This window comes from Aeromicrobium sp. REDSEA-S38_B2, assembly GCF_001628525.1.
Taxonomy (GTDB): Bacteria; Actinomycetota; Actinomycetes; order Propionibacteriales; family Nocardioidaceae; genus Aeromicrobium; species Aeromicrobium erythreum.
In genome coordinates this window covers 1-17,578 of sequence record NZ_LUNH01000068.1, presented here as the reverse complement: position 1 = coordinate 17,578, position 17,578 = coordinate 1, and the positions used below count along the sequence as shown (strand labels likewise).

The window sequence follows — 17,578 nt, the reverse complement described above, 5'->3', positions numbered from 1 at the left end:
GGGTGAGGCCGTACCCGACGGCCCAGACGATCCGCAGCCGACGGTGGTCGGTCAGCCTGCGACCGAGGCGGTGGGCCGTCAGCGCGGCGAGCGGCACCGAGAGCAGGAGCAGCACGGCCACCAGCAGACCAGGCGACGGCCAGATCGGTGTGGCCGCCACGGCCAGCAGGAGCACCGCCGGGGACACGAGGCCGGTGCCGCCGAGACCGATCTCGTGGGACCGCTCGAACCACAGGCGCCACCAGTCGCCGGCCGAGCCGGGCGTGACGCCCAGGGCGCCGCCGGTCAGGATGCTGTCGCCCGCCCCGGTCAGCAGCGAGCGCCCGGCCACGAGCGAGAGCACGACGAGCACCCCCACGGTGACCAGCCAGGGTCGACGCACCCAGAGGGGCGGCCCGTCGTCCAGCGTGACGACGGCGTCGCCGTCGTCGTCGAGGGTCGACCGTCGGCCCGTGGTCTCGACCGCCTCGGGCCGCACCAGGGCGGCGGCGACGTCGCGTGCGGTGTCGAAGCCGTGCCGGTACGGCAGCCAGAACGGTGCGAACAGGTGACGGACGGCGCGGTCGTCGCGCCGGGCCGTGGCCGCCCGCCGGCGTCGTGCCGCGCGGAGCCGGCCCGGCCGTCCGTAGACCGACGCGACGGCCTGCAGCTGGTCACCGGCCGACTCGGGGTGGGCGGAGAGCACGAGCCCCAGGGTCCGCAGCAGCGAGCCGACGAGCAGCCGCACGTACTGCCACCAGAAGCGGGGGCCCGAGGTGTTGGCGAGCATCGTGTGCAGCGCGGCGCGCCGCTGCTCGGCGGGCTCGACGTCGCCGGCCGCACGTCGGCGGATCCCGCGGCGCGAGGCCTCGGCGTGGAAGATCACCGCACGCGGGGCGATCCGGGTGCGGTACCCGGCCCGCGCCACGCGCCAGCCGAGGTCGATGTCGTCGAAGTACAACGGCAGGTCCGGGGACAGCCCGTCGAGCTCGTCCCACACGTCGCGGCGCACGAGCATGCCCGCCGTGTCGACGGCGAGCACGTCCTTCGGCCAGTCGTGCTGGCCCGCGTCGGGCTCCCCCGTCTCCAGGCCGGTCTCGCGGACACCGGTCGAGGTGACCGTCAGCCCGACCTCGAGCAGGCGCCGCAGCGACGGCCACTCACGGATCTTGGGGCCGGCCACGGCGACGTCGTCGGCCGCGGTGGCCTCGTCGAGGAGGGCGGCCAGCGCCCCCGGCTCGACGATCGCGTCGTCGTGCAGCAGCCACAGCCAGTCGGTGCGGGGCATCGTGTCGACCGCGAGCCGCACGGCGGCACCGAAGCCCGTGCCGGCCGGGGCGTAGGTCACGCGGTCGGGGCCGAACGCCTCACGCACGAGCTCGGGGCCGTCGTCGGTCGAGCTGACGTCGACCACGCGCCAGCTGGTGGGGGCGTGCTCCAGCGCCGAGAACGACGCGAGCACCTGCGGCAGCCAGCGTCCGCCGTCGTGGGTCACGAGGACCGCGCCCACCGTGGGCGGCGCCGAGCGCCAGGCCGGGAGGGCGGGTGCGTCCTCGTCGGTCACGCGCTCGTCCATGCCCGCCAACCTAGCGGGGCGCGAAAGGGCCCGCCGTCCCGGCGGGGCGGCTCAGGCGCGCTTCTTCAGCTTGCGTCGCTCACGCTCGGAGAGACCGCCCCAGATGCCGAACCGCTCGTCGTGGGCGAGGGCGTAGTCGAGGCACTCACCGCGCACGTCGCACGTCAGGCAGACCCGCTTCGCCTCGCGCGTGGACCCGCCCTTCTCGGGGAAGAAGGCCTCCGGGTCGGTCTGGGCACAGAGCGCACGCTCCTGCCACATGAGCTCCTCTTCGGGGGACAGTGGCAGACCCAGATCGAATGACATGTCCGTAATTACACGCCTGGCGCTGCCATACGTCAAGCCGAATTGCACGATCCGCGCCGTCTCCGGCGTGTCGCGCCGCGGGGCAGGGGTCCGGACGGCACGCCAGGGGCCGGGACGGGGCACTCGACCGGCGGCGGTCCCTGCGAGGATGGCGCCGTGACGACCCTCGCCGACCTCCTCCCCGCCGTGCGCGAGCCGGGCCGCCCGCTCCTCACCTGGGACGACCGCGGCACCGGCGAACGGGTGGAGCTCAGCGCCACCACGACGGCCAACTGGGTCGCGAAGACGTCGTCGCTGCTGGTCGACGAGCTCGACGTCGAGCCGGGGACGCGGGTGCGCGTGGGCCTGCCGACGCACTGGCTGCGCTTCGTCTGGCTGCTGTCGTGCTGGAACGTCGCCGCGGTCGTCGCGGAGCACGACGCCGCGGTCGGCGTGAGCGGCCCGGAGCTCCAGGGCGACGAGCCGGTCCGGCTGGCGGCGTCGCTGCGTCCGCTGGGCGGACGGTTCCTCGAGCCGCCCGTCGGCTTCGTCGACCTCGCGACGGTCGTGCCGGGCCAGCCCGACGTCTTCGTGCCGCTCGACCCGCCGACGCCCTCCTCCCCCGCCGTCGACCTCGGGGACACGGGCGCGCTCGACCACGCCGCCCTCCTCGCCGCATGCCCGCCCGACCCGCGGCGCCTGGCGGTGCGGCCCGGGTCGCTCGAGCGCGACGTGCGACTGCTCGTCTCGGCCCTGCGCGGCGGGGGCTCGGTGGTGGTCGTCGCCGGAGCCGACGACGACGTGCTGGCCCGCGTGGCGGAGCAGGAGCGCGCCGAGGTCGTCGCCTGAGCGGATCCTCTACACTTTCGACGGCCGCTCGCAGGTCCCCTCCCCGCTGCCAGACCACAGGAAGGCCCTCCGCCCGGATGAGCCGACAGCGCGTGAACACCAGCCCGCCCTCCGCCGTCCCCGGGCTCACCAAGGTCGGCGGCCGCCCGCCCCTCGGCGCCTACCTCGTCGACGTCCTGCGCCACCGCGAGTTCATCCAGGCGCTGGCCCGCTTCCGGATCGAGGCCGACAACGGCCGGAACCGGCTCGGCATGGCGTGGGTGGTCCTGCGCCCGCTGCTCAACGCCGGCGTCTACGGGCTCGTGTTCGGGTTCGTGCTCCAGACCAGCCGCGGTGTCGAGGACTTCGTCGCGTTCCTCGTCATCGGCGTCCTGATGTTCGAGTACTTCTCGACCTCCTTCTCGACCGGGGCGAAGTCGATCACCACCAACGCGGCCCTCGTGCAGAGCCTGGCCTTCCCCCGCATGGCGCTGCCCCTGGCGCTGGTGGCCGAGCGGTTCCTGCAGTTCGTGCCGATGGTCGGCGTCATGGCCGCCTTCGCCATCGGCTACGGCAACCTCCCCGACCTGGAGTGGCTGCTGCTGGTCCCCCTGGTCGCGCTGTTCACGGTCTTCAACACGGGTCTGGCGCTGATCACGGCGCGGCTCACCGTGCACTTCCGCGACCTGACCAACCTGCTGCCGTTCATCTCGCGGATGTTCTTCTACACCTCGGGCATCTTCTACAGCATCGACCAGCGCTTCGACCCCGGGACGACGTTCCGCACCGTGGCCGACGCGCAGCCCATCCACGAGTTCCTCTCGCTGGGCCGGGCCGTGCTGCTGGACGGCCCCGACTACGCGATGCCGTGGCACTTCTGGGGCTACGCCGCGGCGTGGTCGGTGGCGGTGCTGGTCCTCGGCACGATCTTCTTCTGGGCGGCGGAGGAGCGGTATGGCCGGACCGACTGAGTCCCCTCTCGACGACCAGCCCGGAGCCGCGGAGCCGCGCCGTCCGGTCGTGGTCGTCGACGACGTGCACGTGGAGTACAAGGTGCTCTCCACCGGCAAGCGCGCCGGGCCCGCGGAGACCGGACGCCGTCTGCTGCAGCGCACCGGCGGCACCCGGACCGTCCACGCGCTGAAGGGCGTCTCGTTCACGGCGTACGAGAACGACAGCATCGGCGTCATCGGCTCCAACGGCTCGGGCAAGTCGACGCTCATGCGCGCCATCACCGGCCTGACGCCCACGTCGCAGGGCAGCATCCACGCGGCGTCACGACCCAGCATGCTGGGCGTCGGGGCGGCCCTGATCAAGGACCTGTCGGGTGAGCGCAACGTCATCCTCGGCGGTCTCGCCCTCGGGCTCAGCCGGGCCGAGATCGAGGCGAAGTACGAGGAGATCGTCGACTTCTCCGGCATCCGCGACTTCATCGACCTGCCCATGCGGACCTACTCCTCGGGCATGACGGCACGGCTGAAGTTCGCCATCGCGACGGCCCGCGACCACGAGATCCTCATCGTCGACGAGGCGCTGGCCGTCGGCGACCAGGCGTTCCGCGAGCGCAGCGAGGCCCGCATCCGCTCGATCCGTGACGACGCGGGCACCGTGTTCCTCGTCAGCCACTCGATGCGCTCGATCCGCGACACGTGCAACCGGGTGCTGTGGATCGACCGCGGCGTGCTGGTCATGGACGGCCCCACGGACGAGGTCGTCGACGCCTACGAGCAGTCGCGCTCGACCCCGTAGTCCCCGTAGCCCCGTCGTCCCCGCCCAGCTCAGCAGGCTGCTGCGAGGTCCTCGACGTTGTTCGCCTGCGCGCCGCTCTCGTCGGGCGTGGCGGTGGGGCTCGGCGTCGGGACCGACGGCGTCGTGGGCGCGGGTGTCGTCGGGCTCGCGCCCGGCGTCGGCGTCGTGGCGTCGGCGCTGGAACTGGGGCTGGGGCTGGGCGAGGCGCCGACCGAGCGCTCGCTGGCCCGGATCGCGTTCTTGATCAGCCCGTGGATCTGGGCGTAGTCGGGGTCGACGACCGAGATCAGCGGCGGCACGAGCGAGACCGTGCGGATCTTGGTCGACCGTGCCTTGAGCGCGAGGTCGGCGAACTCGCCCAGCTCCTCCGACGGCATGTTCGTGGAGATGAGCTGCGCACCCGACTTCGCGAGGTCGGTGGCGTTGAGCAGCACCTTCTGCGGGCTGAGCTGGTCGAGCATGGCGCTCATGAGGCACTTCTGACGGCCCATGCGCGTGAAGTCGTCGGACTGGACCCGGCTGCGCGCGTACCAGAGCGCCTCGTTGCCGTCGAGACGTTGCAGCCCCGGCTCGATGTAGCGCTGCTGGTCGAGGTCGTCGTGGCCGAACATCGCCAGCCGCGTCCTGACGTCGATCTCGACCCCGCCGACGGCGTCGACGAGGGAGCTGAAGCCGCGCAGGTTGATCATGACGTAGTAGTTGATCGGCAGGTCGGTCACGCCCTCGACGGCGTCGATCGTCGCCTCCAGACCCGGGTCCTTGGCGCCCGGGTAGAGGTCGGTGCGGCCCTCGGCCTCGGTGTGCACCGCGTTGAGCAGGCACTCCGAGCCGCAGTTGTAGCCGTACGGGTAGAGCTGACGCATGGGCGAGCCTTCGCGGAAGGGCACGTCCTCCAGGTTGCGCGGCAGGGACACCAGGACGGTGCTGCCGGTCGAGGCGTCGATGCTGACGACCGTCATCGAGTCCGGACGGATGCCCGTGCGGCCCTTCCCGGAGTCCGAGCCGATCAGCAGGATGTTGTAGCGACCTTGCAACGGCGGGCTCGTCGTCGTGGCGGTGAACACCTCCTGCACGGCCTGCCGGCCGGCGTTGCTGACCTGCGACGCGTAGAGCGCGACGCCGAGCACCCCGGCCACGAGGGCCGTGTTGACCACGAGCACGACCGCCGCCCGCGCCCGGGTCAGCTGCAACGGTCGCGCCAGGCGCCAGGCGTCGACGAAGAGAGCCGTCCACGCGACCGCCACCGCGGCGACGCCGAAGCGGAACACCTGGAGGACGTCGGGGTCGGTGACCAGACCGATCAGGCCCGCCCGGTCGTCGCGGTAGGACAGTGCGAGCCATCCGAGGGCGACGAGCCCGAGCGCGTAGAGACCGAGCGCGACCCGTCCCACCCACCGGTTGCCGACGGCGAGCTGCGCGGAGCCGGGCGCGACGGCGGACAGCAGGCACAGGCGCAGTGCTCGACGGAACCGGGCCCTGGGGGGAAGCTCGTCGGTGCTCGTGCTGAGCACCTTCGCTCGACGACGGGTCATGGTTCCTCGCGGCTGGGGGTCCTGGCGAAGACCCATGATCCCCCACGGGTCCAAGCCCTACCGATCAGCACGTCGGCTCAGCAGGTCGCGTCGACGTCGTCGGTCTGGTTCGCCCGCGTCGGGTCCTTGGCCGGGGCGCCGGTCCCGGTCCCGGCCGAGGTCGCGGTGGAGCTCGCGGCGGGCGCCTGCGGCGTCAGGGTCGTGAGCGACGCGGCGAGGATGCCGTCGGTCGCCGGGCGTCCGCCGTGTCCCTCGGAGGTGGCGATGGCCCGGCTGATGAGCGTGCGGACCTTGTCGTAGTCGGGGTTGCCGGTGTAGATCACCGGCGGCACGAGCGAGACCGAGGAGACCGGCTGCGACTTCGCCTTCAGCGCGAGCTCCATGAACACGTTGAGGTCGCGTGCCGGGATGTCGGTGTCGAGCAGCGTCTTGCTGGAGTCGGCGATCTTCTCGACGTTCATGAGCACCTTGCGCGGGCTGAGCTCGCGCAGCATGGCGGTCATGACGCACTTCTGGCGTCCCATGCGGGAGAAGTCGTTGTTCAGCACGCGGCTGCGGGCGTACCAGAGCGCCTGCTCGCCGTTGAGCTTGCGGCGTCCGGCCTCCACGTACTGCTGCTTCCAGGCGTCGTCGTGGCCGAACATCGGCGTGCGCTCCTGGACGTCGACCGTGACCCCGCCGACGGCGTCGACGAGCTTGGCGAAGCCGGCCATGTTGACCAGGGCGTAGTAGTTGAGCCGCAGCCCGGTGATCTCCTCGACGGCGTCGATCGTCGCCTGGATGCCGGGCGTGCGCTCGCCGACCTTCTTCACGCCGAGCTCCTGCGCGTGGTCCTCGGCCCAGGTGTTGACGGCGTTGAGGTAGCAGCCCTCGCAGTCGAAGGTCTTCGGGAACTCCTTCTTCATGAAGGAGTCCGACGGGAACGGGACGTCCTCGAGGTTGCGGGGCAGCCCGATGATCACGGTCCGGCCGGTCTTGGCGTCGATGCTGGCCACGTTGAGCGAGTCCGGACGCATGCCGGTGCGGTCGGCGCCAGAGTCCGAGCCCATGAGCAGCACGTTGTAGCGGCCGTCGGCCGGCTTCGACGTGGTGGTGGCGGCGAAGACGGTGTCGATCACGCCGGTGCTCACGCTGACGAGGTGCGCCGCGAACACGAGCGCCCCGGCCGTGACCAGGCAGAGCGCGCCGTTGAGGCCCGCGACCCACGGGCGGTGGCGACGCGCGAGCCGCAGCGGCTGGCCGAGCCGCCAGGCGTCCACGATGAGCACCGCCCAGAAGACGGCGCCGGCGAGCAGCAGGAAGCGCAGCAGGGTCAGCAGGCGGGCGTCGGTCATGAGCCCCATGAGGCTGGTGCGCGCGAAGAGCGCGAGGAGGAGAAGCACCGCGCCGGCGACGAGGCAGGCGATCCACACGCGCAGCGCCACCCGACCGAGTCGCTTGTTCCCGGCCGCCACCTGGGCCGAGCCGGGCACGACGAGCGTCATCAGCGTGAGCGTCAGCGCCCGGCGCAGCTGGATGCGCTCGGACGCGGTCCGGGTCGTCGAGGTACGGGATGAGGTCGGGCGGTCGTCGTGCATGTCGTCCTCGGGGTCGCTGCCAGGGGGAAGAGCAGGGCGAGCAGGTCCCGACGATGGTCACACAAAGTCTCGACCTCGAGTCGAGGGCGCGCCGAGCGATCTGCGTTTCCCGAGCCGCACCTGCTTTTCGGCTGAGGATCGGCGTGAACACGTCGTGCGCGGTCCCCGCTCGGCTAGGTTCTGTGCCATGGCACAGGAGCGTCCGGAGGACCGTTACGACTGGCTCTACGGTTCCGACGGCGGCCGCGGGGAGCCCGCACCCACGCGGCAGCAGCCCGCGGCGTCGCGACGCCGGGGCGACGACCTGCCGCCGCCCAACCTGCCGCCGCCGGGCGGCGGACGGACCGAGCGCGGACGTGACCGCTCGGGCGGCGGGCGACGGCGCGGCAAGGCGCGATGGGTGCTCCTGCTGCTGGTGGCGTGGCTCGTCTTCCTCGTGGGCACGCCGCTGTACGCGTACTCGACGTCGACGAAGGTGCCCTTCGAGCCCGAGGGCGACCGACCCGGCGAGCAGCCCGGCACGACGTTCCTGCTGGTGGGCTCCGACAGTCGCGCCGGCCTGAGCGCCCAGGAGCAGCGCGAGCTCGCGACGGGCGGCGACGGCGGCGGACGGGGTCGCACCGACACGATCATGCTGCTGCACACGGGGGCCGGACCGTCGACGCTCGTCTCCATCCCGCGCGACTCGATGGTGCAGGTGCCGGGCTACGGCACCACGAAGATCAACGCCGCCTACGCCTACGGCGGGCCGGCCCTGCTGACGCAGACGGTCGAGCAGAACACCGGCATCCGGGTCGACGACTACGTCGAGATCGGGTTCGGCGGCCTGGTCAAGGTCGTGGACGCCCTCGGCGGTGTCGAGATCTGCCCGAAGGAGGCGATCAAGGACCGCGACTCCGGGTTGGACGTGAAGGCGGGCTGCCAGGAGGCCGACGGGCGGACCGCCCTCGCGTACTCCCGCAACCGGCACAGCTACGCGACGCAGGACATCCAGCGGGTACAGAGCCAGCGCGAGGTCATCGCCGGCATCGCCAGCAAGGCCGCGTCGCCGTGGACGGTCATCAACCCGGTCCGCTACTGGGGCGTGAACACCGGCGCCGCGTCGGCCGTGCAGATCGGCGAGGGAACCGGCCCGTACGCGTTGCTCAAGTTCGCCCTCGGGCTGCGCTCGGCGATGGGCGACGGCGGCCAGAGCTGCACGGTGCCGCTCGCGGACTTCTCGGTGCGCTGGGACCCCGAGCGCAGCAAGCAGCTCTTCGACCTGATCGCCGCCGATCGCACGGGCAGCATCGGCAGGCTCTGCACGCCCGACGGGCTGCCCCCGAAGAGCTGACGACGGCGCCGGGGTCGAGCGCGGCTCAGACCTCTCGGCCCACCGTGCGGTAGGTGCGGTCGTGGTAGACGAGCGGCTCCCCGACGGGCCCGAGGCGCACGTCGCGCACCTCGGCGACGACGACCACGGCCTCCCCCACCGGGACGGTCGTGATCGGGACGCAGCGCAGCGACGCGACGGCCCCCGGCAGCGTCGTCCCGTCCTCGTCGACCACCCAGCCCTGCGCCGGGGTAAAGCGCTCCCCTGCCGACCGCCCGTAGGCGTCGGCGACGTCGACCAGGTCGGCGGGCAGCAGGTGCACGTCGATCACGTCGGCGGCGGCGACCACCTGGGCGGTCCGGCTGCTGGTGAGCACCGAGAACGAGAGGGCCGGCGGGTGGGCGGACACGGAGGCCACGCTCGAGGCCGTGAGCCCGACGGGACCGTCCGGTCCGAGTGCCGTCACGACGGCCACGCCGGTCGCGTGCCGTCGGAACGCGGCCTTCAGCAGCTCCGCCCGGCCGTCGCCGTCGGTGCTGCTGGTCACCGTGCGGCCGTCGGCGGCGTCGGGGCGTCGTGCTGCGTCTCGCGTGTCCACGCTCTCGACGATAGGACCTCGAGCGCACTCGAGGTCAATCGAGGACGCCCCATCCACTCCCGCGCGATGTCGTCGGCTGCCCGGCGACCCTGGCCGGAAGGGGCCACGCGACCTAGTCCTTCGGGATGATCTTCGGCGCGTCCACCGCCGGAGGGTCCGCGGGCTCGTTGAACAAGTTCCGCGCACCTTCACCCCGTAGAGGACCACCATGCCCCTGCACCTCCGACGGCCGACCGCGGCCCTCGCCGCCCTGGTCCTGCCAGGTCTCCTCGCCCTGGCTGCACCAGCGACCGCCGCCCCTGCACCACAGGCCACCGGCCAGCTCGTCGGCGACCTCGCCACCGGCCGGACGCTGACGGTCGACCCGTCGGCCGCGCCGGCGCCCGCCGGTGACGCGCCCGTGTACCGCGGGGTGTTCCGCTTCAGCTCGAGCACCTGCTCGGGCGGCGGCGAGCGCCGCGCCGCCGCCGACGCGACGACCGTGACGGTGCCGCAGGACGCGCTGTTCACGTCCGACGTGGGCGCCTACTACGCCCTCAGCTGGGACGTCGCCGGGTCTCCGGTCGCCGGCCAGTGCTACGGCCCGGTGCAGCGCGGCTTCTCCTCCCTGAGTGTCGACTACTCCCCCGCGCAGCCCGCGCAGGGAGTCGAGCTGACCGCGACGGGCTCCGTCAGCCCCGACACCGACCTGAACGGGACGACGAGGCGCAGCTACGCCTGGTTCCTCGACGGCCGCCAGGCCGGTACCGGGCCCACGTTCACGCCGACCGCCGACGCGGCCGGCCAGGAGCTGGTGCTGACCGTCACCGCGACGCGCTCCGGCTACGCGGACCAGACCGCCTCGACCGAGCCCCGTCGGGTCCCCCAGAGGGTCATCGGCGCCCCGGCGCCGACGATCGACGACACGACGCCGGCCGTCGGGCAGCTGCTGACGGCCTCCGACGGCTTCGGCGCGGCACCCCGTCCCGACGGCCTGTCGACCACCTACCGCTGGGGCACCGTCGCCGACGACGCCACCTGCACGGTCGCGGGCGCCGCGTCGCCCACCCACCGGGTCGTGCGCGCCGAGCTGGGTCGTCGCCTGTGCGTCGTCTCCTCGCTGAGCGCACCGGGTCACGACCCGGAGTCGCACACGTCGGCGCCCACCGAGGCGGTCGTCGCCGGCACGTTCACCGTCCGTCCGACCATCGACGACACGACGCCGGTGGTCGGCCAGAAGCTCACCGCGAGCCCCGGCACGGACGACGCGGGCGTGAGCGTCACCTACCGCTGGGGTCGCGACGACGCCGGCGAGTGCAACCTCCTCGACGACGGCTCCGCCGGCGCCACCTACACCGTGCGGGCCGCCGACCTCGCCAGCCGGCTCTGCGTGCGCGGCTCCTACAGCTCGACCGGCTACGAGCCGGCCACGCGCACCTCGGACCCGACGGCAGCGGTCGCCCGAGGCACCCTCGTCCCCGCGACCCCGACCATCGACGACACGACGCCGACGTTCGGCGACGTGCTGACCGCCACCCAGCCGCGCGACGGCCTGCCCGCCGAGGCGCTGGCCTCGTTCCGCTGGGGCACCGTGTCGGGCACGGGCGCGTCGGCCACCTGCACGACGGCGGGCGACGCGGGCGCCCAGCACACCGTCGCCGCCGACGAGGTCGGAGCGCGCCTGTGCGTGGTCTCCACCGTGTCCGCCGACGGCTACACGTCGGGCACCGCGACGTCGGCGCCGACGTCGGTGGCCGTCGAGGCCTCCCTCGACGCGCCGACGCCGACCGTCGTCAACACGTCCCGCACGAACGGCGCACCGCGGATCGACGACGTCCTCGAGGCGCGCACCGACACGACGGGCCTCCCGGCGGGCACCCGCGTCGACCTCGCGTGGGGTCGCCTGACCGGCACCGGCGCGAACGCCACCTGCACGCCGACGGGCGCGGCGGGCTCGACCGGCACGAAGTACACCGTGACCGCCGCCGACGGCGGGTCGTCCGTGTGCGTGGTCGCGACCGCGAGCCGCACGGGCCACACCACCGACCGCGCGTCGTCCGCCGGCACCCCCGTCGTGCTGAAGCGCGTCGGCGCCCTGACCACCCCGATGGTCACCGGCGGCTCGAGCGCGCCGCGTCCGGGCGAGCTCCTGCAGGTCGCGCGACCGGCGACGGCCCCGCAGGACGCGACCGTCACCGTCGCCTGGGGCCGGGTGCGCGGCGGCGCGTGCGTGGCCAACGGGGCCACCGGCTCGAGCTACCGGGTCACGGTCGCCGACCTCGGCAGGTCGCTGTGCGCGACGACGACGGTCGGCGGACCGGCGTACGAGAAGGACGTCAGCGTCGTCTCGACCCGCCAGGCGCTCGTGACCGAGCGGGCGCGGCTCGCCGTCGACGACCGGACGGTCGTCGGACGCCAGAAGGTCGCGGTGCGCGGCTACGGCCTGCGTCCCGGCCAGACCTACCGGCTGCTCGCCCTCGGCCGCGTCGTCGAGCGGGGCACGGTCGCGGCGAACGGCCGCTACGTCGGGACCTACCGGTTCCCGTCGAGCACCACGAGCCACCCGGGCCGTGCGATCCGGCTCGTCGTCTCCGACGCGTCCGGTCGCCGGACGTTCGACGCGACGGTGAAGGTCACCTACCGCCGCTGAACGCGACGAGGGGGCGTCCACCGCACGGTGGGCGCCCCCTTGGCACGTCCCGGCCCGGGCGTCGGCCCGGCCACGGAGCCCGGTTCAGAGGGTCGACTGCACGCCCGCGAGGAGCTGGCGGGCCATGACGATCCGCTGGACCTGGTTGGTGCCTTCGTAGATCTGGGTGATCTTCGCGTCGCGCATCATCCGCTCGACGGGGTAGTCGCGCGTGTACCCGTAGCCGCCGAGCAGCTGCACGGCGTCGAGGGTCACCTGCATGGCGGTGTCGGACGCGAACGCCTTGGCGGCGGCACCGAAGAAGGTCAGGTCGTCGTCGCCGCGCTCGGAGCGGCCCGCCGCCGCGTACGTGAGCTGACGGGCGGCCTCGACCTTCATGCCCATGTCGGCGAGCATGAACTGCACGCCCTGGAAGTCGCTGATCGGCTTGCCGAACTGCTGGCGCTCCTGCACGTACCCGAGCGCGTAGTCGAGCGCACCCTGCGCGACGCCGACCGCCTGCGCGGCGATCGTGATGCGGGTGTGGTCGAGCGTCTGCATCGCGAGCGCGAAGCCCTGGCCGACGTCGCCGATGATGCGGTCCTCGGGGATGCGCACGGCGTCGAGGTAGACCTCGCGGGTGGGCGATCCCTTGATGCCGAGCTTCTTCTCGGGCGCCCCGAAGGAGACGCCCTCGTCGGTCGCCTCGACGACGAAGGCGGTGATGCCCTTGCTGCGCTGAGCCGGGTCGACCTGCGCGAGGACCGTGTAGAACGCCGACTCGCCGGCGTTGCTGATCCACCGCTTGGTGCCGTCGAGCACCCAGTGGTCGCCGTCGCGGACGGCACGGGTCTTCTGGTTGGCGGCGTCGGAGCCCGCGTCGGGCTCGGACAGGCAGTAGCTGAAGCCCTCACCGGCCGCGAGCCGCGACAGGTAGTTCTTCTTGAGGGTCTCGTCGCCGCCGAGGATGACCGGCAGCGAGCCGAGCTTGTTCACGGCGGGGATCAGCGAGCTCGAGACGCAGACCCGCGCGACCTCCTCGATGACGAGGACGGTGGCGAGCGCGTCGGCGCCGGCTCCCCCGTACTCCTCGGGCACGTGCGGGGCGTGGAAGTCCGCGGCGACGAGCGCGTCGTGCGCCTCGCGCGGGTAGCGGGCCTCCTCGTCGACCTGCGCGGCGTACGGCGCGACCTTCGCCTCGGCGACGGCGCGGACGGCCTCGCGGATGGCCTGGTGCTCCTCGGACAGCACGAACATGTCGGTCACGGCTACGGCTCCGAATCCCTGGGTGAGACAACGCTCATGTTTAGTTGGACGACCTACTAATCGTACGTCGGCGTGCCACGACCCAGGCTGCCGGGTCCGGTGGGGTCGCCCACACTGGTGCCGTGACCACCCAGCGCTTCGACGGACACATCACCGGCCTCGGCACCGCGAGCGGCACCCGCGTCGTCGTGGGCATCTGGGACCACAGCCCCTACGGTGCCTTCGCCGACGCGATGGTCGAGCGGCCCGACGGCCACCGCGTCCTGCTCGCGCCGGACGAACGGATCGCCGACCTCGTCTCGGCCACCTACACCTTCGACGACGTCCGGATCGTGCCCGTCGCCGTCGACGGCTGGGGCATCCTCGCCGGTCCGCTGGAGGCGCACTGGACCCCGGGCGTGCGCGCGCCCATCGGCTGGCTCCTGCAGGCCGTGCCCGGGCCGCTCGGACGGCTCGAGGCGTGGGCCCGGCTCTGCGACCCGATCGCCCGGCGGGTCATGCCGGGCGTGCGCACCCACGGCACCGCGGGCCAGGGCCGGACGGAGTGGTACGCCGCCTCCGACGCGTGGCGCGTCGAGGCCGCGACGATCACCTGGGACGGCAAGGACCTCGGCCCGCTCGCCCCCGTCGACCCGCCGGTCCGCTTCGGCTTCGGCTCGGCGCCCCGCACGCCCACGCTCACCCGCGTCACGTCCTTCATCCGCGACCACTGAGTCGCGCGAGCGGCTCCTGGACCGGCCCCCGGTCGTCCTAGGGTGGCCGGCATGGGACGCATCCACGACGTCGACGAGCTGCGCGCCGTTCTCGGCGCACCGATGCCGCGCGCGGCCGCGAAGGACCGCCAGCGGCTCCACCCCGAGCACGTCGCCTGGCTGGAGGCGTCGCCGTTCTGCCTGCTCGCGACCTCCGGCGCCGACGGCACCTGCGACGTCTCGCCCAAGGGCGACCCCGCCGGGTCGCTGGTGCACGTCGTCGACAAGCACACCCTGGCGATCGCGGAGCGACCTGGGAACCGCCGGGCCGACGGGTACGTGAACGTGCTCGCGAACCCGCACGTCGGGCTGCTGTCGGTCGTGCCGGGACGCGGCGACACGCTGCGCGTCAACGGCACCGCCCGGCTGCTGCGCACCGACGACGACCCGCCGGCCTACGTCGACGCCCTCGTCGTGCGCGGGCACCGGCCGGTGCTGGTCTGCGAGGTCAGCGTCGAGCAGGTGTTCTTCCACTGCTCGAAGGCGTTCCTGCGCTCCCACCTCTGGGAGCCGGACACCTGGCACCCCGACGCCGTGCCGTCGCGCTCGGAGATCGCGCACGCGCTCGAGCGCTCGGACCAGACGCTCGAGGAGGTCCGCGCCTACTACGAGGGTCCCGGCTACCAGGCGCAGCTCTACTGACACCTCCGCCGCACCACGCGGACCGCGGGAGCGACGAAGATCACACCCGATCACGACCATGTCACACCGTTTCGACTCGCCCCGTACCCCCGGTACGAGAGACCCTGGAAGGCGCTGCAGACGTCGACCACGTCGGTGCCCCTGACACCAGGAGACCTTGCGTTGAACTCGCCCACCCCCGCCACCCGCCCGTCCGCCACCCCCGAGCGCATCACGACCGACGTGCTCCTCGTGGGCGCCGGGATCATGAGCGCCACGCTCGGCTCGCTGCTGAAGTCGCTGCAGCCCGACTGGTCGATGACGCTGCTGGAGCGGCTGGACCAGCCCGGCCTGGAGAGCTCCGGCCCGTGGAACAACGCCGGCACCGGCCACTCCGCGCTCTGCGAGCTCAACTACACGCCGAAGACCGCCGACGGCGGCGTCGACGTCTCCAAGGCCATCACGGTCAACGAGCAGTTCCAGCTCTCGCGCCAGTTCTGGGCCCACGGGGTCGACAACGGGCTGCTCAAGGACCCGTCGTCGTTCATCAACCCCGTCCCCCACGTCAGCTTCGTGCGCGGCACGGAGAACGTCGACTACCTGCGCAAGCGCTACGACGCACTCGCCGGCCACCCGCTCTTCGCGGGGCTGGAGTGGGTGCACGACCACGATGAGTTCGCCCGCCGCCTCCCGCTGATGGCCGAGGGTCGCGACCCGTCCGAGGACGTCGCGGTCAGCTGGACCGACCACGGCACCGACGTCGACTTCGGCTCGCTCACCGCGCAGCTGCTCGGGAACCTGTCGAGCCAGGGCGCGGACATCCGCTACCGCCACCAGGTCAAGGGCCTCAAGCGCGACACCGACGGCACGTGGCGCGTCAAGGTCAAGGACCTCGACGGCGGCCGCACGATCTGGATCTCGGCGAAGTTCGTCTTCGTCGGCGCCGGCGGTGGCGCGATCCAGTTGCTGCAGAAGGCGGGCATCGAGGAGATCAAGGGCTTCGCTGGCTTCCCCGTCAGCGGCGAGTTCATCCGCTGCCTCGACGAGACGGTCACCGCCAAGCACGAGGCGAAGGTCTACGGCATGGCCGCCGTCGGCGCGCCGCCGATGTCGGTGCCGCACCTCGACACGCGCGTGATCGGCGGGCAGCGCTCGCTGTTGTTCGGCCCGTACGCCGGCTGGACGCCCAAGTTCCTGAAGGAGGGGTCCTTCACCGACCTCCCGCTGTCGGTGCGTCCGCACAACCTGATGCCCATGGCCGCCGTCGGCGTGACGTCGTGGGGCCTCATCAAGTACCTGGTGCTCGAGCTCGCGAAGTCGCGCGGTCGCAAGGTCCAGGACCTGCAGGTCTTCGCCCCGCTCGCCGAGGAGGGCGACTGGGAGCTGATCACGGCCGGCCAGCGCGTGCAGGTGGTCCGCAAGAAGGGTCGCTTCGGCGGCTCGCTCGAGTTCGGCACGACGGTCGTCAACGCCTCCGACGGCACCATCGCGGGTCTGCTGGGTGCCTCGCCCGGCGCGTCGACCGCCGTCGCGGCCATGCTCGACGTGCTCGAGCGCTGCTTCCCGGGCCAGATCGACGGCTGGCGCCCGCAGCTCAAGGAGATCGTGCCGTCGTACGGGGTGTCGCTGGGCGACAACCCGACGCTCTACTCGGACCTGAAGACCTGGACGGACCGCTCGCTGGGCCTCGCCCAGGCCTGAGCTCCTCCGGCAGTCCTCACGTCTCGTGACGAGACGGGGGGACGAGCCGGGTCAGCGGTCGCGGATGGCGGCACCCTTGGCGCGCGCGGCCTCCGCGAGGGCGTCCTGGAAGTCGAGCACGCGCTGCGTGAGCTCGGGGTCGCCGACCGCGAGGATACGTGCGGCCAGCAGGCCCGCGTTGCGGGCGTTGCCGATCGAGACGGTCGCGACGGGCACGCCGGCGGGCATCTGGACGATCGACAGCAGCGAGTCCATGCCGTCGAGGTAGCGCAACGGCACCGGGACGCCGATGACGGGCAGCGGCGTGACCGCGGCCAGCATGCCGGGCAGGTGCGCGGCACCGCCGGCACCGGCCACGATCACCTCGAGGCCCCGGGTGTGGGCGTCGCGCCCGTAGGCCAGCATCTCGTCGGGCATGCGGTGCGCCGAGACCACGTCGGCCTCGTAGGCGATCCCCATCTCCTGGCAGGCGAGGGCTGCGGCCTCCATGACCGGCCAGTCCGAGTCCGACCCCATGACGATGCCCACGCGGGGCTGAGCGCTCATGGCGCCGACCCTACCGCCGGGCCTCCTCCCCCCACGCGGTGACTTCTCCACCGAACGGGGCCGGCGGTGCGTGGTCCGTCGGTCTCGTCCTGCTGCTGCACTGCCGCAGGGGGCCTGGGCTCGGTGCTGCGCGGCCGCAGGGGGCCTGGACTTGCTGCTGCGCTGCCGCAGGGGGTCTGGACCTGCTGGTGCGCTGCCGCAGGGGGTCCGGGCTTGCTGGTGCGCTGCCGCAGGGGGTCTGGACCTGCTGCTGCGCTGCCGCAGGGAGTCCGGGCTCGCTGGTGCGCTGCCTCGGCCTTCGCTGTGTCTGGTTTCCGAAAGGGCCTCGACCGGGCGGCTGGCGGCGGCGCTGGTCTGGGGTCTCGGGCTGTGGGTTGGGCACGGGGTGGACCCACGATGCTGCGTTCGTGCACTGGGGTTCGAGGATGCTGCGTTTGTTACGGGATCCCGTCGTGAACGCAGAAGCGTTCGACCTTCGGCGTCGAAAGGCAGAATCTTGGGCGCCCTTTGCGTTGGGGCGACGCAGAGACTTTCGCGCCGCCAGCCCACTATCGGTGGATCTTCAACCGCAGAACGGCTCCTGCGGTTGCAGATCCACCGATAGGACGCGCGAACGCAGAACGGTGGGTCAAGAACGCAGAAACGAAG

The 17,578-nt window shown here is 72.7% G+C and carries 15 protein-coding genes; 8 read left to right on the top strand and 7 right to left on the bottom strand.

Going from position 1 to position 17,578, the window contains the following annotated elements:
• Nucleotides 1–1,555 (bottom strand): glycosyltransferase family 2 protein (locus tag A6Q81_RS13410; protein ID WP_286690767.1); only part of this gene is annotated, 1,555 nt, incomplete at its 3' end.
• A gap of 51 nt (nucleotides 1,556–1,606) precedes the next feature.
• A complete protein-coding gene (locus A6Q81_RS13405; RefSeq protein WP_067855452.1) occupies nucleotides 1,607–1,861 on the bottom strand; it encodes a WhiB family transcriptional regulator in 255 nt (84 codons plus the stop codon).
• 156 nt (nucleotides 1,862–2,017) lie between these two features.
• Here A6Q81_RS13405 and A6Q81_RS13400 point away from each other — a divergent pair, with 156 nt between their 5' ends.
• The 3 genes from A6Q81_RS13400 to A6Q81_RS13390 all read left to right on the top strand — a co-directional run bounded on the left by A6Q81_RS13400 (nucleotide 2,018) and on the right by A6Q81_RS13390 (nucleotide 4,417).
• Entirely contained in the window at nucleotides 2,018–2,689 is a 672-nt protein-coding gene (locus A6Q81_RS13400; RefSeq protein ID WP_286690766.1) for a TIGR03089 family protein, read from the top strand.
• 77 nt (nucleotides 2,690–2,766) lie between these two features.
• A complete protein-coding gene (locus A6Q81_RS13395) occupies nucleotides 2,767–3,639 on the top strand; it encodes an ABC transporter permease (RefSeq protein WP_286690765.1) in 873 nt (290 codons plus the stop codon).
• A complete protein-coding gene (locus A6Q81_RS13390) occupies nucleotides 3,623–4,417 on the top strand; it encodes an ABC transporter ATP-binding protein (RefSeq protein ID WP_286690764.1) in 795 nt (264 codons plus the stop codon). Before A6Q81_RS13395 ends, A6Q81_RS13390 begins: the two co-directional genes overlap by 17 nt.
• A 29-nt stretch (nucleotides 4,418–4,446) precedes the next feature.
• On the opposite strand, the gene A6Q81_RS13385 is transcribed toward A6Q81_RS13390, so the two are convergent.
• Both A6Q81_RS13385 and A6Q81_RS13380 read right to left on the bottom strand, forming a co-directional pair.
• Nucleotides 4,447–5,949: an LCP family protein gene (locus tag A6Q81_RS13385; protein WP_286690763.1), complete on the bottom strand. Its 1,503-nt coding sequence runs from the start codon at nucleotides 5,947–5,949 to the stop codon at nucleotides 4,447–4,449.
• 77 nt (nucleotides 5,950–6,026) lie between these two features.
• Nucleotides 6,027–7,526 carry an LCP family protein gene (locus tag A6Q81_RS13380; protein WP_067855439.1) on the bottom strand — a complete coding sequence of 500 codons (1,500 nt, stop codon included), beginning with the start codon at nucleotides 7,524–7,526 and terminating at the stop codon, nucleotides 6,027–6,029.
• 187 nt (nucleotides 7,527–7,713) lie between these two features.
• Between A6Q81_RS13380 and A6Q81_RS13375 the strand changes: the two genes are divergently transcribed.
• Nucleotides 7,714–8,859, top strand: coding sequence for an LCP family protein (locus A6Q81_RS13375; protein WP_286690762.1), 1,146 nt, complete (start codon nucleotides 7,714–7,716; stop codon nucleotides 8,857–8,859).
• A 25-nt stretch (nucleotides 8,860–8,884) separates the two neighbouring features.
• On the opposite strand, the gene A6Q81_RS13370 is transcribed toward A6Q81_RS13375, so the two are convergent.
• Entirely contained in the window at nucleotides 8,885–9,436 is a 552-nt protein-coding gene (locus A6Q81_RS13370; protein WP_286690761.1) for a flavin reductase family protein, read from the bottom strand.
• Between the two features lie 208 nt (nucleotides 9,437–9,644).
• Between A6Q81_RS13370 and A6Q81_RS13365 the strand changes: the two genes are divergently transcribed.
• The gene (locus A6Q81_RS13365) at nucleotides 9,645–12,065 is read left to right on the top strand and encodes a hypothetical protein (protein WP_286690760.1); all 2,421 of its coding nucleotides are present in this window, start codon (nucleotides 9,645–9,647) and stop codon (nucleotides 12,063–12,065) included.
• A gap of 84 nt (nucleotides 12,066–12,149) precedes the next feature.
• On the opposite strand, the gene A6Q81_RS13360 is transcribed toward A6Q81_RS13365, so the two are convergent.
• Entirely contained in the window at nucleotides 12,150–13,301 is a 1,152-nt protein-coding gene (locus A6Q81_RS13360) for an acyl-CoA dehydrogenase family protein (RefSeq protein ID WP_067861363.1), read from the bottom strand.
• Between the two features lie 131 nt (nucleotides 13,302–13,432).
• Between A6Q81_RS13360 and A6Q81_RS13355 the strand changes: the two genes are divergently transcribed.
• The 3 genes from A6Q81_RS13355 (at nucleotide 13,433) to A6Q81_RS13345 (ending at nucleotide 16,384) form a co-directional block, all read left to right on the top strand.
• Nucleotides 13,433–14,023 (top strand): hypothetical protein, encoded by a 591-nt coding sequence (locus tag A6Q81_RS13355; protein ID WP_067855430.1) that lies wholly within the window; start codon nucleotides 13,433–13,435, stop codon nucleotides 14,021–14,023.
• Nucleotides 14,024–14,074: 51 nt separating this feature from the next.
• Nucleotides 14,075–14,704 (top strand): MSMEG_1061 family FMN-dependent PPOX-type flavoprotein, encoded by a 630-nt coding sequence (locus A6Q81_RS13350; RefSeq protein ID WP_067861362.1) that lies wholly within the window; start codon nucleotides 14,075–14,077, stop codon nucleotides 14,702–14,704.
• A gap of 162 nt (nucleotides 14,705–14,866) precedes the next feature.
• Nucleotides 14,867–16,384, top strand: coding sequence for a malate:quinone oxidoreductase (locus A6Q81_RS13345; protein ID WP_286690759.1), 1,518 nt, complete (start codon nucleotides 14,867–14,869; stop codon nucleotides 16,382–16,384).
• 51 nt (nucleotides 16,385–16,435) lie between these two features.
• On the opposite strand, the gene purE is transcribed toward A6Q81_RS13345, so the two are convergent.
• Nucleotides 16,436–16,930: a 5-(carboxyamino)imidazole ribonucleotide mutase gene (purE, locus tag A6Q81_RS13340; protein ID WP_067855423.1), complete on the bottom strand. Its 495-nt coding sequence runs from the start codon at nucleotides 16,928–16,930 to the stop codon at nucleotides 16,436–16,438.
• Nucleotides 16,931–17,578: the final 648 nt, after the last annotated feature.

Coding starts and splice junctions, on each gene's coding strand:
- A6Q81_RS13405 (WP_067855452.1), bottom strand. CDS start 1,861: ATGTCATTCGATCTGGGTCTGCCACTGTCCCCCGAAGAGGAGCTCATG.
- A6Q81_RS13395 (WP_286690765.1), top strand. CDS start 2,767: ATGAGCCGACAGCGCGTGAACACCAGCCCGCCCTCCGCCGTCCCCGGG.
- A6Q81_RS13390 (WP_286690764.1), top strand. CDS start 3,623: ATGGCCGGACCGACTGAGTCCCCTCTCGACGACCAGCCCGGAGCCGCG.
- A6Q81_RS13385 (WP_286690763.1), bottom strand. CDS start 5,949: ATGACCCGTCGTCGAGCGAAGGTGCTCAGCACGAGCACCGACGAGCTT.
- A6Q81_RS13380 (WP_067855439.1), bottom strand. CDS start 7,526: ATGCACGACGACCGCCCGACCTCATCCCGTACCTCGACGACCCGGACC.
- A6Q81_RS13375 (WP_286690762.1), top strand. CDS start 7,714: ATGGCACAGGAGCGTCCGGAGGACCGTTACGACTGGCTCTACGGTTCC.
- A6Q81_RS13365 (WP_286690760.1), top strand. CDS start 9,645: ATGCCCCTGCACCTCCGACGGCCGACCGCGGCCCTCGCCGCCCTGGTC.
- A6Q81_RS13360 (WP_067861363.1), bottom strand. CDS start 13,301: ATGTTCGTGCTGTCCGAGGAGCACCAGGCCATCCGCGAGGCCGTCCGC.
- A6Q81_RS13350 (WP_067861362.1), top strand. CDS start 14,075: ATGGGACGCATCCACGACGTCGACGAGCTGCGCGCCGTTCTCGGCGCA.
- purE (WP_067855423.1), bottom strand. CDS start 16,930: ATGAGCGCTCAGCCCCGCGTGGGCATCGTCATGGGGTCGGACTCGGAC.